Source organism: Mesorhizobium sp. M0106 (assembly GCF_040322715.1).
GTDB lineage: Bacteria > Pseudomonadota > Alphaproteobacteria > Rhizobiales > Rhizobiaceae > Mesorhizobium.
Window position 1 is genome coordinate 1 of record NZ_JAMYUA010000013.1, and the last position, 14,655, is coordinate 14,655.

At 57.5% G+C, this 14,655-nt stretch carries 12 protein-coding genes; 2 read left to right on the top strand and 10 right to left on the bottom strand.

All coding sequences use genetic code 11. The features are described 5' to 3' along the window. Positions 1-331: 331 nt before the first annotated feature. The 9 genes from NKJ55_RS14895 to NKJ55_RS14935 form a co-directional block, all read right to left on the bottom strand. Entirely contained in the window at positions 332-460 is a 129-nt protein-coding gene (locus NKJ55_RS14895) for a hypothetical protein (RefSeq protein WP_352450563.1), read from the bottom strand. A 788-nt stretch (positions 461-1,248) separates the two neighbouring features. Then, complete coding sequence (locus tag NKJ55_RS14900) at positions 1,249-2,118, bottom strand: metallophosphoesterase (RefSeq protein ID WP_352450564.1); 870 nt, start codon at positions 2,116-2,118, stop codon at positions 1,249-1,251. 280 nt (positions 2,119-2,398) lie between these two features. Then, positions 2,399-2,899 carry a hypothetical protein gene (locus NKJ55_RS14905; protein WP_352450565.1) on the bottom strand — a complete coding sequence of 167 codons (501 nt, stop codon included), beginning with the start codon at positions 2,897-2,899 and terminating at the stop codon, positions 2,399-2,401. 242 nt (positions 2,900-3,141) lie between these two features. Then, complete coding sequence (locus tag NKJ55_RS14910) at positions 3,142-4,698, bottom strand: family 16 glycosylhydrolase (protein WP_352450566.1); 1,557 nt, start codon at positions 4,696-4,698, stop codon at positions 3,142-3,144. A gap of 1,171 nt (positions 4,699-5,869) precedes the next feature. Continuing rightward, a complete protein-coding gene (locus NKJ55_RS14915; protein ID WP_352450567.1) occupies positions 5,870-6,526 on the bottom strand; it encodes an SIS domain-containing protein in 657 nt (218 codons plus the stop codon). Beyond that, positions 6,523-7,524 carry a GHMP family kinase ATP-binding protein gene (locus NKJ55_RS14920; protein WP_352450568.1) on the bottom strand — a complete coding sequence of 334 codons (1,002 nt, stop codon included), beginning with the start codon at positions 7,522-7,524 and terminating at the stop codon, positions 6,523-6,525. Before NKJ55_RS14920 ends, NKJ55_RS14915 begins: the two co-directional genes overlap by 4 nt. Continuing rightward, positions 7,521-9,443 (bottom strand): HAD-IIIA family hydrolase, encoded by a 1,923-nt coding sequence (locus NKJ55_RS14925; protein ID WP_352450569.1) that lies wholly within the window; start codon positions 9,441-9,443, stop codon positions 7,521-7,523. The genes NKJ55_RS14920 and NKJ55_RS14925 overlap by 4 nt, the downstream gene beginning before the upstream one ends. Continuing rightward, a complete protein-coding gene (locus tag NKJ55_RS14930; protein ID WP_352450570.1) occupies positions 9,443-10,420 on the bottom strand; it encodes an NAD-dependent epimerase/dehydratase family protein in 978 nt (325 codons plus the stop codon). Before NKJ55_RS14930 ends, NKJ55_RS14925 begins: the two co-directional genes overlap by 1 nt. 158 nt (positions 10,421-10,578) lie before the next feature. Then, positions 10,579-11,007 (bottom strand): hypothetical protein, encoded by a 429-nt coding sequence (locus NKJ55_RS14935; protein WP_352450571.1) that lies wholly within the window; start codon positions 11,005-11,007, stop codon positions 10,579-10,581. Positions 11,008-11,193: 186 nt separating this feature from the next. On the opposite strand from NKJ55_RS14935, the gene NKJ55_RS14940 reads away from it, so the two are divergent. Then, a complete protein-coding gene (locus NKJ55_RS14940) occupies positions 11,194-11,379 on the top strand; it encodes a hypothetical protein (protein WP_352450696.1) in 186 nt (61 codons plus the stop codon). A gap of 149 nt (positions 11,380-11,528) precedes the next feature. Here NKJ55_RS14940 and NKJ55_RS14945 read toward each other — a convergent pair whose 3' ends face one another. Continuing rightward, positions 11,529-12,380 (bottom strand): glycoside hydrolase family 16 protein, encoded by an 852-nt coding sequence (locus NKJ55_RS14945; protein WP_352450572.1) that lies wholly within the window; start codon positions 12,378-12,380, stop codon positions 11,529-11,531. Between the two features lie 865 nt (positions 12,381-13,245). Here NKJ55_RS14945 and NKJ55_RS14950 point away from each other — a divergent pair. Then, complete coding sequence (locus NKJ55_RS14950; RefSeq protein WP_352450573.1) at positions 13,246-14,028, top strand: FkbM family methyltransferase; 783 nt, start codon at positions 13,246-13,248, stop codon at positions 14,026-14,028. The last annotated feature ends 627 nt before the right edge of the window (positions 14,029-14,655 follow it).

The following is a 14,655-nucleotide window of genomic DNA, read 5'->3' on the forward strand; positions in this document are numbered from 1 at the left end:
GACTGGCTCCCCAAACCACGCATCCTTCACCCGTGGCCCAATGCGCGCTTCGCCGTCAGCCACCCAAGGTAGGAGCCGAGTGCTCAAATCGGGCTCGCTCGGATCTGAGCGGGGGGCGCCCAGTAATGGGCGTCCCTACCGCGATACTCGGCATGACCTCCGTTTCTGACCTCCTGAGCCGGTCGCGTTCGCTGTCGGCGCGGTATCAAGCAGAACCAATGCCGCGCCTGCTTCGGCTTTCCGAAACCGCAGCGTGTCTTTCCTTGAGACTTGGCAGCACGGCGCGTTCAACCGGAACCGTGCTGCCTTCAATGTACAGCCAGTTGTCCAATCAGCCGGCGGGCTTGTAAACGCCGGCAGCCTTTTTGGCAGCTGCGAGCGCCGCATTCATGTCGAGTTCTTCGAGGACAACGAGGTCGTTTATCCAGCCGCTTGCCCGGATCGGCAGTGCTAAGTCCATCCCATCGGCTTGGTCCGGAACCTCAGCATTGATGACAATATCATAGGCTTCTGACTCAGTAAGACTAGATGGCAGCTGTGCAAGTAGTGACCAGTGATGGTGTCGGGAACTATACCTATTCGGCCGATCAAGGTGCGAAACGCCATGCCGATCGCCTGCATGCCCATCAGGTTGAGTTCGGGCTTTTTCTCCCGGTCTGGATGGCCGAACCACCAGCGCGTGTCGTATTCCCGAAGCCAGTGGCTTTGATGAGAGCACTGCTTTCAAAGACGAATGTGTTCGGCCTGGCTTGGCCGAGTATGTCGAGGGTCACGGTTTTGATCCGCTATTGCGCGCAACAGTCCTAGCACGCCGCCGGGCGCGGGCCCCTTCAGGAATTGGAGTAGTCCTAAAACGCTGGTTCGCGCCGCCTCATCCAAAAGGAGTATGCCCGCCGATGGCCGAAAGGAGGTCTCGTGCAAGCATGCCCATTTGCAGGCTCCAAGATGCGTTTTGCTCGGGCGCCAACGACAAGGATGGGCTGCAAGCTGCCGCTGACCGCATTCAGGTTTTCCCTTCCCCGAGAATGTCGAAGAAAGGTGTTTTGGACGCCTGGCTCAGCTCATTAAAACATTCCGGTCGAGAGCTATCCGCCGAACTCCGCCCGTCCGGAGAAAGGATGATGGACTGTGCTGCGTTCGTCTTGGAAGGCGATGGGAACACGGCGAAACCCCGACCGCATGTACACGACCATAAATACCCTCGCGCGGAACGGTCCGCGCACGCAGGTCTCTCTGGGACAGCAGATGTCATTCGTCGACAGGACGAGAGTTTTTCGAGCCGATATCGACGACTATGATCTCCGGCGACACGCCGAAACGCACCGGCAGCCACGATACGCCCAAACCCCCGGATACGATAATGTGCCGCCCACCCTCGACGACATGCCCGTAGGCGAAGCGCTGTCCGTAGGCTGAGTTGATGATGGGTGGGCCGATGAATGGCAAGCGCACCTGTCCGCCATGCGTATGGCCGCATAACGTCAGGCTGACACGGTCAGGGACAGTAATGAAGATGTCCGGTTCATGGGCAAGGAGCAATATCGGATTGCCGTCGTCCGGTATTGCGGCCAGTGTTCCAGGCAGATCGTTGACGCCCTTATACACGCCGCCAGACAACTGCACGGCCCACTGGTCGCCAAGACCCGCGAGCCAGAATGCTGGGCCATCCTGCTGACGGATAAGCGTGGCAGTGTTCTCGAGGACCGGAATGCCATTGTCGACGAGAGCTGCGCGGACGCTATCGACACCGTGCCACCAGTCGTGGTTGCCGAGAATGGCGTGGCAGCCGAGTGGCGCGGAAAGTTTCGAAAGTGAATTGCCCCAAACAGTGTCGGGCACGATCCCGGTGGCATAACGCGGAAGCACGCCCATCACATAGTCGCCAAGGAGAAGGATGATGTCGGGCTGCAGGCTATTCGAAACACCGACGATCTCGTCGATCCTGGAAACCGGCATCCAAGGCTCGCAGGCGTGGATGTCAGCGATCACGACGATGCGCAGGGGCTTGGCTGTGGTCGGCCAGCGCGGCGGTAGGACCTTGTAGCGAGTGACACGCAGTCGAAACCGAGGTTCAATCGCGAGCGCATAACTCGCCAGACCGAATGTCGCGAGCGACACGGCGCCAAAGAGCTTCAGGAATGAGCGCCGCGACGTCAGCACTTGTATTTCCCAGCACAACGAGGTCGGTTTTAGAGATCGCCACGAATTGAGCTGCGGCAGCCTGAACCACATCAACCGCGTGAGAGGCCTAGCAGGTCAATAGTTTCCCAAATCGGCGTCACCTGCAAGCATTGGTCTTTATTGCGCAGGGGAGGGAGCTGGCTAGGACCCGTCAACTGCTCCGATTTGCCACTGATCTCGGGCGGATGATGTAGTCCCATCGGATGAACGCGTCGCCTTAGATGGCGAGCGCCTCCATCTCGACATCGTTCACTTGTTCCCTTTTTTCGTCGCTCGCGGAATCGACCGCGCGCCCAACTTCAGCCCGTTTGGTTGTCGTTACTGCGATCAGCTCGACCCGGGTCGCGCGATCGAGGAGGGCGCCGTCCGTGATGCGGCAGAACAAGGGTGTTCGATGTTGCTCCACATCGATGTGCCCGTCGGATGGTGACGCCATGTGGAGCGCGAGGCCTGTCTCGCGAGCGAGTTGTTGCAGTTCGACCTTCCACACCCGGCTTTGGTCATGCAGCTTCGAGCCGACCGCTCCCGCCTTTGACGTATCGCATGCTTTGGCTGCGCCTCGACAAGATTGCGGCGCTCTCGAGTTGAAACCGGAGGGCGAACTTTCGTCGGCTGCAAACCGGCTGCTTACCGCTCTCGCAGTGTCTCCTGCTTGTATTGCATCATTGGCGAGAGAAAGTAGCTGATGATGCTGCGCCTGCCAGTCTGGGATGTTCATTCGGACCCGAAGCTTGGTACTCCAGTCTCCTCGATTCGGTCCGAATGGACAACCTACAGAAGCTCACAACTAGAGCCTGTTCCATCCCGATGGCATCGGGATGGAACCCATCTCTTTCGCTTGAGCAGATCTTCTCCGAAAACCAGGCTCCCGCCTTTTGCTACGCTGACTTCGGTTCGGGATCGTGGCTTTGAGGTGCTGTTTATCCAGTCCTTGTTTGGTCACGGCAGCCCCGCGTTCCTTCAGGTCACATAGAATGAGGCTGCGGCGAGCGAGAGATGTGGGGAAAGAGTGGCGAACTGTATTTGCGATTCGCCGCCGGCCCCGTCACTGTCGAAAGAGAGCGCCCCAGTTTCACTGTTGTAGATGATATGATCGGAACTGTCATGCGCGGCTGCACCAACAAAGAAAGCTTTGGATGGAAGCCCTCCCGGCTGAAGCCCGGCAAAAACGGTATCGCTGAGATGGAACGTGTCCTGGGAGCGCTTGAAGTCCGTGATCTTATCGACATTGCCGGCTCCAAGAGCAGTATTGAACGAGAAGACATCGTGGCCTCCGTAACCGGTCAAGACGTCGGCGCCGAGCCCACCGTTGATGACATTGTTGCCGGCATTGCCCTCAATGGTCTGGGCGAACTCGTTGCCGGTGAGGGTCATCGTCTTCGTGCCGGACGGGTTGTTGGTGGCGAGATGCTCGATCTCCGAGCCGGCCGAAAGCGCATAGCTCACCGAGGCGATCACACTGTCGTTGCCGCCGCCCACTGCCTCAACCACCTTCTCGTTGGCATTATCGACATAGTAAGTGTCGTTGCCGCCATAGCCGATCATCGTGTGGCCAGTGGTTCCATGCAATACATCGGCGCCGCTGGTGCCGTACAAGGTGCCATCGCTGGTGTCGCCGGAAGGAGCGACAGTCCCGGTTCCAGACCCAGTCTCGGTCGCGGTCGAGCCAGTGATTGGGGGAGCGACGTTCGCCCCCGTGACAGTGTCGCCGCTACCTATCTTTTGATAGAGCTGCACCTCGTCGATCTGCATCTGCATTGACGATGGGGTCGAGCTGTCGAGAGCCGTACGCCATCCGGTCGCGTTCGAATTCGCGACCGAATTGCTCATCATCAATTCCATCGGTTCATCCGGGATCACTGCCTGTGCGCTGGTCACTTGCGCCATCTGCTTCCCGTCCAGATACCAGGTGATCGATTCACCGGGCACCCAGTTGATGCCGTACGTGTGGAAACCCGCCGTGAGGTCGACGCCGCTGTCGACGACGCCACCGGTCGCCCCTGACGGCCCGTGGAGGTGCCAGGCGAAATTATGGTCTGTGGGCCCCGAGCCGGTAAAGCCACCCTCCTGTATATCGATCTCAAAATTGTCGCCGCTGCTGCCCGCGCCTTGGCCGGGCATCATCCAGAGGCCTGGCCACGCGCCGTCGCCGCTCGACGCCTGCATGCTGATCTGAAGGTAGCCGCCGTTGAATTCGAAGTTGCCATAGCTGCTGACGGCGCCGGACGTGATCGGGAATGTTTGTGCCGTCCCCTGAACCACGCCGTTGACGGGCTGTTGGATTGCCGTGAGATTCAACAGCCCGTTGCTCACCGTATCTTGGCTCGGCATAAAGTATTCGGCGTTAAACTGGTTGCCCATCCCACTTCCGCCCGATCCATTGTCGTTCCACGGCCAGCCATTAGCGGCATTGCTGGTGATGTAGGTGTGCCAGTTGCTGTCGAGCGCCGTACCGGAGAAGTCCTCCTCGTAGACCAAGTCGCTAGAGGCAAAGCCTGCAGGTGTGGAAAGTGCCATTCGGTGATCCTCTTTGAGGTTGAAAAAAGGGATTTCTACTGCCGCGCATGGCCGAGGCACGCGACATGAGCATGCCCGCAGCTAGGCAACGCGAACGGATTGCAAAGTAGCGGAGATTTGGAAGTCCTCGCCCCAGACATATTGTCGAGCGAGCTTAACGTTGAGCCCGCCCTCGAAGGTGAGTTTTGTCAACGGGAATGCCCATCAGGGCCTCCTCCTTGAACCATATACGCTGTCGCTGCCGACGCCCCGCAAGGTGTTCAACGGTTCCAGCCGCAGCCGGATTGAAGTGAGGGCAACTCTTCCGGCAGACGTACCGTCGAGCTTGTCGTATAGTGTAAGTACCGTATACCATTAGCTCATTGCGTTTTTTTGTTTTAATTCGACCCGCGTCCCTAAGTAAAACGCAGGTATTTTCGTTCTCTAACTTATTCACACACGGCATTGTACCTGCGTGAATTGATCATTCGAGGACGATGTACGTAACCCAACCTGCCATTTGCGGCGAGAATGAGGCTAGACGATAACTTATTAACACCTTCTAATGTAGGCAGTGTGTCGAACGGCCGCACCGAAACAGCCTTCCGGACGCCCTACCAAAACCGTGTCCTTCGGCTGAAATGTTGCGCTGGTTTGGGCATCCGTGGCTCGAGCGCACCGCCCGTGTCCATGAGGTGATCGAGAGGGGCAGCCGGAATATCTGCCGTTGCTGCGTGGCGGACTAGAATAGCTGACGTGCTTGTGGGTGGAACTGCAGGCCCGGATGTTCGACCGTGCCGTTTGCGCGGATCGAGGTGGAAGGCTGGCACCGTCATCGAGCGCAGCCCCTACAGCACCGGACAGGCCGTTTGATCGCCACGCCAGCGCGCCTGCATCAGGATCGAATTTTTCAAGATCTGAACAGCGCGAAGACCCAAGGGAAGTATGGTCCTTAAGTGGCTCTTTGAAATGGCTGAAACGTCGCCCTCGGGCGCGAGGGCGCTTCGTAGCCGCGGGCCGGTCCCGCGGATTGTCAAATTTGAACGGCGCAACCAGGCGCCGAAGCTCCACCTTGCGGCCGTCTGCGAACCGCCTGGCCTGCTCTTTCGCCGTATCGTCGTATGTACAGGCAAGGTTGACCCCGCCTATAAATTGGCCGCGTTCGTCCAACTGCGGCATGGCTTGTTCTCGATCAGGGTTGCCAAGCCGTCTCGGCGCCAGCTCGATTTGAATTGAGGCCTCCAGCAGCGCTGAGCCGTTGTCGCCAATCGCTCCACTGTTGTGTACCTCCAAAACAAAGACGCTGCATAACGACATGCCCGAACATAGAATGTATATCTTCCGCTAGTTGCATGTCATTCACATTCGCCCAAACCACGTGTTGGACGATCTGCTTGAGCGCTCCTCCACTATATCCACAAAGACCCAACGTGACTGCGCTATGATCATTAGCGTATCGAACAGCGCGCAAAACGTTTTCCGAGTTCCCGCTGCCCGAAATGGCAATGACCAAGTCGCCATCGTTCAGGATGTTCTTCAGCTGCTCGACGAATACATCCTCGAAAGAAACATCGTTGGCGTAGGCAAATGTAAGGCCCACATTGTCGATCAGCGTCCGACCACGAAACGGGCGCTTCGTAGAGAGATAGATGCTCTTGTTCCAGTCCGTGATAAAGTGTAGCGCTGTCAGTGAACTGCCACCATTTCCAAGGGTGATTATTTGCTTGCCGTCTTCCTGTGCCTGCGCGACCAAGGCTACTGCGTTATCAAAGCTCTGGTGATCTAATGAAGCCAGAACGGTCTCTAGCTTCTCGAAATATACTTGAGCGCTGCCGCTGAAGTCATTCATTGGGTGGCCTCCGATGTCGGTTGATAATGAACGATGCGACTCCCGACGAAGTCGAACTTCGCAGGGATATGCTTTAGCTCCCCGAGGGCTACTTTGATTGCGTCGTGGCGATCGAGAGGCGCGAAGAACATGAGAAAACCTCCTGCACCTGCTCCAAGTAACTTGCCGCCCGTGGCACCTGCTCGCAACGCAGTTCGGTACCAGCCATCGATTACATCGTTCGTGATTTCTTCAGAGAGGCTCTTTTTTAAGAGCCAGTTCTCATGGAGGATTTCGCCGAAGGCGTCGAGGTTGCATCGATGCAGTTCATCACGAAGGTGATACGTGAGCTCGACCATCCGCCTGAGCGCTTTCCGCTTGTCCGGTGCTCTTGCGATGCCCTCTGACTGTCGGACGAGAATGTCTGAAGCACTACGCGTAATGCCGGTGTAAAACATGAGAACTTGTTTCTCAATTGAAGCGATAAAATCACCTGGGCATATGATTGGTGACACCGAGACGCTTTCATCAGGGTGAAACTCGATAAGATTCAACCCCCCAAAAGCGGCGGCGTATTGATCTTGCTTTCCAATGGGAGCGCCACAAAGTTCGATCTCAATGCGACAACTATCAGCGCCGAGCCTTGCTTTGGAGACATACTGCCCACGAAACGCGTTTAGTGCATGCAGAAGGCCAACGGTAAAAGTGCTTGAGGATCCAAGTCCTGTTCCCTTCGAAGGAATATCGGCAATAGTTGTTATCTCAACTCCTCCAGGGATCCCAAGATATCCCATCGTCGCCCTTACAATCGGATGCTGGATGTGCTCAACACTGTCTACTTCTTCCGTTTTCGAATAAGCGATTCGAGTGCCACTATCGAACTTGCGGTTCACATTCACGTAGACGTACTTGTCGATAGCAACGCTTAGGACGGCGCCACCTTCCTGCCGATAGAAGGCAGGAAGATCGCTACCACCTCCCACAAAGCTGACTCGAAACGGCGTCTGACTAATGATCATTGAACTGCCTCTGTCAGCTCAATCGCCCGCAATTGGACGCAATGTTCAGCTTGCGCCCGCGATGCCAACACGATCGGTGTCTCGTCCTCTTGGCGCGAACTGTAAATACTGGCTGCAGTCCCCCAATCCATACCTCGCCGCAAGTATTCTCGCGCTACTCTGGACATCCGCACCTCCTCATCAATATCAACGAAAAATGTGTGTGCACGACCGCCCAAAACCAGATCGGACAGCCAAAGAGCGACGGTTCCTTCCACGACCAGGACGGTTTCCGGAGAAACGGTTATCCTTTCCGATCTTGGATGCGATATGCGGCTGAGCTTTTCGTAAAAGGGCAGTTCGTGCGTCTCGCGAGAGCGAACTCCCACTAAGCGGCTTAGAACCTGCCTGATCTCGTCCACATTGGTGCGACCCATCACGGTTGGTTCGCGATCCGCGACGGACCGTATCCAGCGATCAAGAGCAACGATTTCCGTCTCAAAGCCGCGCCCGCGAAGAACCTCCGCGATAGCGCTGGAAAGAAAACTCTTTCCGCTCCGGGAGAGGCCCCCTACGAAACAAACATCACCTGGCTTCACATGGGAGATCAGATCAGATGCTGAATTTATCAAGGGTGGATGAACGGCGAGAATGAACTTAGCTGCCTCCAACAAGTCTGAGACAGTATAGTCAGGCGTGACATGATACTTGCTATCCAACCCGCCCGCGCCCGTCTCGACGAGGATCGATCTGATGCCAGACCGCTTTGCAAGAGCGACATCCGTAGATGAATCGCCGATGACCCAGGATTGGCTGCGATCGATATTGAATGCCTCGACGGCCTCATTAATCAACCCAATAGAAGGCTTGCGGCATTCACAGCGGATCTTCAGCTCTTCCACCTCACCGATAAAGCCGCGATCTGGATGGTGCGGGCAGAAATAGATGGCATCAACAAAAGCTCCACAGCGGCCAAGCTCAGTCTCCATCTTGTTATGGATCATCCGCAAGTCTCGTGCAGAGCAATTGCCTCGGGCCACAACGGGTTGGTTAGTGACGACAATTGTCCGGTATTCGGCTCGGTTGAAACAAGCGATCGCGGCCGCAGCTCCGTCAATCAGTTCGAAGCGTTCGGGACGATCGATGTGTCCATAGTCAACATTGATGCACCCATCCCTGTCCAAAAATACTGCTTTCTGCGGAGAAGTGAGGGAAGCTCGGGCTATGCAGCCCGATTCAAAGTCGGCGCAAACCTTGTCAAGTCGCGCCGGGGTCCCGGCGTCTTTTATGTACTCAGGGCTGTTGTAGCTTCTAATTTTCATACCGGCCCGAAGCATTTCAGGAAAAAGGTCTTTGCCAAAGTCGAGCGGAGTTACTGTGGCGCGCCACCGGAATAAAGCTTGTCTTCGAATATAGTAAAGAGCCGCGCTGACCTTGTTGGGGTAATAGCAACCGGGATCGTGTGGATATGGATAGAACGCGGTAACCATACCGTCTTCTGACGTGTCTATCAGATCGGAATCATGCGGGTGATCATTCGGATGGGTGAAAACTGTTGCGGCTGCTGCCTTGTGTTTTTCATGGAAGCACTTGAAGCGGGTGAGATCGATGTCGAGCATCGTGTCGCCATAGATCGTAAGGAAGTCGTCGTCGAGCAGATCCAAAACGGACAGAACTGCTCCAGCAGTCCCGCGAGGCGCACCGTCATTTACGCAAAGAACGTCAATCCCCCAATTCTCGCGCTGATTGCAAAACTCCACGATTTGCTCGGCAGCGTGGTTCACCAGAATCAAGATCCTCTCGATACCGTGTTGCTTGGCGAGGACGATTTGATGCTCAAGAAGTGGCCTGCCGCCAACGTTGACCAGCGACTTAGGCAAGTCACTTGTCCGGCTCCTGAGCCGCGTCCCTCGACCGCCCGCAAGTACAACCGCCTGCATCACAGGTGTCCTTCCTGTCGCACGATTTCTACGACGGCTTTTCGAACAGCATCAGCCGAACCAAGCTGGGGCCGCCAACCGAGTGCACTGATTTTTGCTATGTCATAGGAAAATCGGGGAACATCCCCCGTCCAACCGCGGTCTTCAACTCCATATTCGATCCCCGCGCCCGGTGCGACAGCCCCGACAGTCGTCTCCGCTATGAAGCTAACGGTTACCCCGTTGTCCCCGGGGCCGATATTGTAATAGCCAAGCCGCTCGGATGCGTTCGCACGCAAGTATACAATTGCATCAATCAGATCATTGACGTGAAGATATGCTTTCTGCTGTCGCCCCGATCCCAAAACATTCAGCTTGTTTGGCGTGATCCGAAGCTTTCTCACGAAATCTAGAATGACACCGTGTGTTGCTGGGACGCCGATCACGTTCGGAAAGCGAAAGAGCAAAGCCCGAGCTAGCCAGTTCTCGACGGCAGCGCTGATTAGCGCCTCCGATGCGAGCTTCATAGCACCGTAATTGGAAACGGGCAGCAGCGGCCCGACATCCTCTCTAATCGGAGCCTCTCCCAAATCGCCGTATACTGCTGAACTGGAAGCGAAAGCAAGGAACGGAACCCCCGCCTCCTTCATCGCGTTCAACACGTTGAACGTCGATAGAAAGGTGTCGCGTAGATCAACAGAGGCATCGGCGATTCCCGCAGCAATGTCCGAATTGGCAGCCATGTGCCAAACTTCGGAAATCGGAATGCGACTGTGACAATTCATAAAGCGGCTTCTCACTGCACCGGCGTCTGAGAGATCCACCTTCTCAAAAATGAACCTCTCATGCGTGAGGAGGCCACTTAGGTTTTGCCGAGAACCTCGTGACAGGTCATCAAAGCCGAAGACCGGATATCCACGATCAACAAAGAGCCTTGCGAGCTTGCTTCCTACGAAGCCCGCAACTCCCGATACAAGAATAGCGTGCGGTTCACCCAATCGGATTTGCCCTATTCGTGCGTAAGCTTTGGCGCCTTAAGTCTTCGGGATTGCAATGACAACTTCCATTTACAAGCCTTGACCGCTGGAGAGCCGGGAGTTCGACCGGGCTTGGCGTTAAGCTCTGCGCTCGTCGTTAAGGTCATGCGTCTCACGCGTCATTCTGAATTCATCGCATGGTTTTCTCCGATCCGCGATCGTTCCTCAGGGGTAGCCCCATTTTGCTGATCCGGACTGAATTGCACCGCGCTCGCCTGTGCGGCGACGCCAACGGCGATCCCAAGAACGGTCAAGGCGCTCCGCAGCCTGATCCCGCGAAGCGCGTGCGTGGCGATTCGCAGGCTCTCCAGAAGACTCATGGGAGCAACCTCATGGCGTTCAGAAGCGAATTCTTGCCCGATGCCACATCGTCGTTGAGGATTCGTGCAGCGTGATCTGTCGGCCCGCGCGATCGGCGAATTCGGTGGCATGCGGAACCGGATGATGGTGTGACCGTCGCGATGAAGGCCCCCGAACAGTGATAGGTTCTCATCGCTGGTACCACTGTCCAGTGAGCCGGTTGGCTCGTCGGCCTCGCGACCGGCCATGTCGGCAAGCCAATCGAGTCGATCCGCCCCGCAGGAACTGATCGAAGTCCGTCGCGCCTTCGCGGAACCGATCGGCGCCGCGGAGACCCTCGCACAAGCTCACCGCCCAACTTGCGAGGCGCTTCAGCTGAAGGCGTCGGGCGCGCCGCATCAATCTCATTTGCCTCCGCGTGGATAACCGCCGCCGTGCGGGTCGACGAACCGTGCCGATCGAACCGCTGCCATGATCGATCGCAGGTGATCGAATGGGACAAGGATGACATCGACCTCCTGAGGTTCATGAAAGTCAATGTGCTCGCTATCGGCATGCTCACCTGCGGGAAGCGCACCGTTGAGGCCGAGTTCGTGAAGCACGTCGCGCCGCTAGGGTGAGAGCATGTCGGTCTGACGGGGGACTACGTCTGGGGCGCCGATCCGACGCCCACCGACGGCTTGCGGCCGCTGCGCCGGCCAGTCTCGCTACTCGCCGCTTAGTTCCTGCTCCGTTCTACGAGCAGTACGCAGCGCTCACTTTCGTATCGTCACCCCTCGATGCTGTCGGTCATGCTCAGGTGGTAGACCTGAACGTCGGTCACCTCCAGTTCGAGCGTTGCCGGGGTCGAACTGTCGTAGGCCGTGTGCCAGCCAGACGCGCTGCTGTTGGCGATACTCAGATTAATGAGCAGGGTCATGGCATCGGTCGGCACGTTCGTAGTGACGGTTCGCTTGAGCACACCATCGAAATAGAACTTGATTGACACGCCCGGTATGTACTCCATGCCCCAGACGTGGTAGTCGACCGACAGGTCCACACCAGCATCGAAGAACCGCTGCTCGTTGGTGGCAGCCAACAAGGCGTTTGCCAGCACTCCGTTGCTCGACACGGAGCCGTTGAGGAACCCGCCCTCCTGCGTGTCGATCTCGGCCCCGCCCTCGAGATGCCAGAAGCCTGGCCATCCGCCAGTGCTGACGTCCGGCTGCTTCATGCGTATCTGGGCGTAGCCACCGGCAAACGTGAACTTGCCGTGCGTGCAGATGGCGCCCGACTTCCACGTGTACCCGGCGAACCGGTTGCTTCTCGTCGCAACGATCTTCAAGCCTGATGGGCCAGTGCTGATCTGAGCCGGGTCGAAGTACTCGGCGTTGAATCCGCCAGCGTTCACCGCGGAGTACGGCGACGGCACGCTCTGCTGCCAGATACCGTTCTGGTCCGCGATCGCCGGTGTCCACTTCGTGGAGTCGAGCGAGTGCCCCGTGAAGGTGTCCTCGAATATCAGCTGACTGGTAGTGTACCCAGCCGGCGGTAGCAGCGACGATCCACCACCTCCACCACTCGTGCAGCACGTGACGATCATGAGCGCTGTGAAACAAATGTACTTCGATATACTTTTCATATTGCCCTCCTCGTAACGAGGGGCTTGACCAAGATGCGATTGCAATGGTCGCCGCCGCTTACCGATGGCACAGCCAAGCTTATAGTGAAACGACGAGGACTGGTTACCCCGACTTTATTGCGGCGCGGCAGGTGGGCCTCGATGCGACCATAGGGCACCGGGTTATAGAAGTCTCAGTCGGTCTAAGGCTGCTGCCTGACCCTCTTGTCCTCGCCGCGCATTACAATCTTCAGCCCATCATCCGGCCGCAGCAACGCCGTCGCCTCATCCCATGTCGCACGCACATCCAAACGTCGTGCTCCTCATCCGCGGTGTGATTACGGCATGACCTTGGGATGGATCGGCTCGTTCGGCGCCGGCGTGAGGAAGCCATAAACATAGTGCGGTCCGGGCAAGGGTTTGGACTTCGTCCGTCGGCCGCCGTTGAATGCCGTCCACATGCCTCAGGGCGAACCAGACCACGTTTTTTTGGGTCACCGGGCTGGGCTCGGGAGCGTACTCAGCGAAGCTGTTCGCCGGGACCAAACAATGGTTTTTCCGAGCTGAGCCACGCCAGCCGGTGATGCGAGGAAGTGCTCCTGATGTTCGTAATTTGGAAACCTCCCGGCTCGTGGCGGTGGCGGCATTATCCAGCCAGGTGGTCTTGGGGCGGTGTGTCGACGCCGATCCTCGGGAGGTAGCTCCTTATTCCCGCGATCAGGCCTTGATCGAGTGATAAAGTCTGCATAGCCGAACGAAGATCGTTGCGATGCGGCCCTCCGAGCGGGGCCCCTCGACAAGTCACTGTCAACAATCCTGCATCGGTGTCATGGATGGTTCCTGAATGCTCAAAGTTTTCCTAAGAGATTCGGCTATCAGGCTATACGTGCTGACCGCCAAGCTCGGCCTGCAGAGTCTTCCGCTTTTCCACCGCGCCTATCTTGCGCTTTATCCCCTGTACAAAAGGTATTTTGAAGCAGGCCCAATCGGTCAGCTCAGGGAATTCGTGCCAGACGGATCGCTGGTCATCGACGTCGGCGCCAATGTCGGCTTCTTCTCGCTCCGCTTTGCTGAATGGGTCGGTGATGGCGGAAAGGTGATCGCCATCGAGCCGGAGGATCAGAATTACAGCGGCCTGATTTGCGCGCTCGAGCGCGCGGGTCTCCTTGGCCGCGTCGAGGCGCTGAGGGTGGTCGCCGCCGCCGAGCCCGGCACGACCTTTCTCGAAATCAACCCGCTTTATCCGGCCGACCACAAGCTTTCCCAGAACGGTACCGGCGTGCCGGTCACCGCCGTGACGCTCGACGGACTGCTCGCGGACAAGGGACCCCGGCGCCCGGCGCTCGTGAAAATCGATGTGCAGGGTGCCGAACTGCTGACGCTTCAGGGCATGATCGAGATCCTGAGGTTCGCCCGCCCGGCCCTGTTCGTCGAACTTTCCGACCAGGGATTGAACAAGTTCGGGGCGTCGGTTTTGGTAGTCCTGCGCCTCTTGTCGGATAACGGATACGAGGCATACTGGCTGACCCGGACCGGGCGCCGAAAGGCAAGCCAATCCGAGATTGAGGCCAGAACAACCGGCACCAAATCTGCCGATGTGCTGTTTCTTCCTGACAGGTCTGCGAGCCAGCGCTTCGCACAGCGACTTGAACTGAACGCCGTTCGTTAGTCTCTTTCGGAAAACCGGCTCCCCGCTGCGAAGCTTCGTCGTACTTCTGAGCGACGGAGGACTCGCGCATCAGGTCGTCCGAGAATTTCATCGCGACTTCCACGGCGGCCTTGGCACAAACTGCGCAACCAGTCGCCAAAGCTCCACCTCATGGCCATACTGCTAACCGGTTGGCGTACTCTTTCGCTGCATCGTCGTCCGTGCAGGCGAGGTTGACCCCGCCCATAAATTGGCCGTGTTCGTTCAGAACGTAGACGCGATAATGCTTTCCTATGAGCTACCTCCGATAGGCCGCGTGCCGAGCGAGGCTGCATGAAGGTCGTTGGCTCGACGCGCTGACGGCGTCGCGAGGGCCGGCCGCCTCAGCTTCCTCAGCGATCTCGCCGGCCTCGCGCATCCAGACGCCTTCGCTACCGCGCCGACCGCACAATTTCGCTGTTTGCGGGTAATGTCTCTTGGCGCATCGCGCCGGTCTTCGACTGAGAATATCCACGCAATGTGCTAGAGTAGCCATCCACCCGGCAAAGCCGGGGGCCTTCAGACTTGAGCCTCTCAAGCGGCTCAAGCGTGGAGGCTCACGAAGGCGAAAGTCGTCGACGCCCGGAAACGTCCAACTGCTAGTGTCAC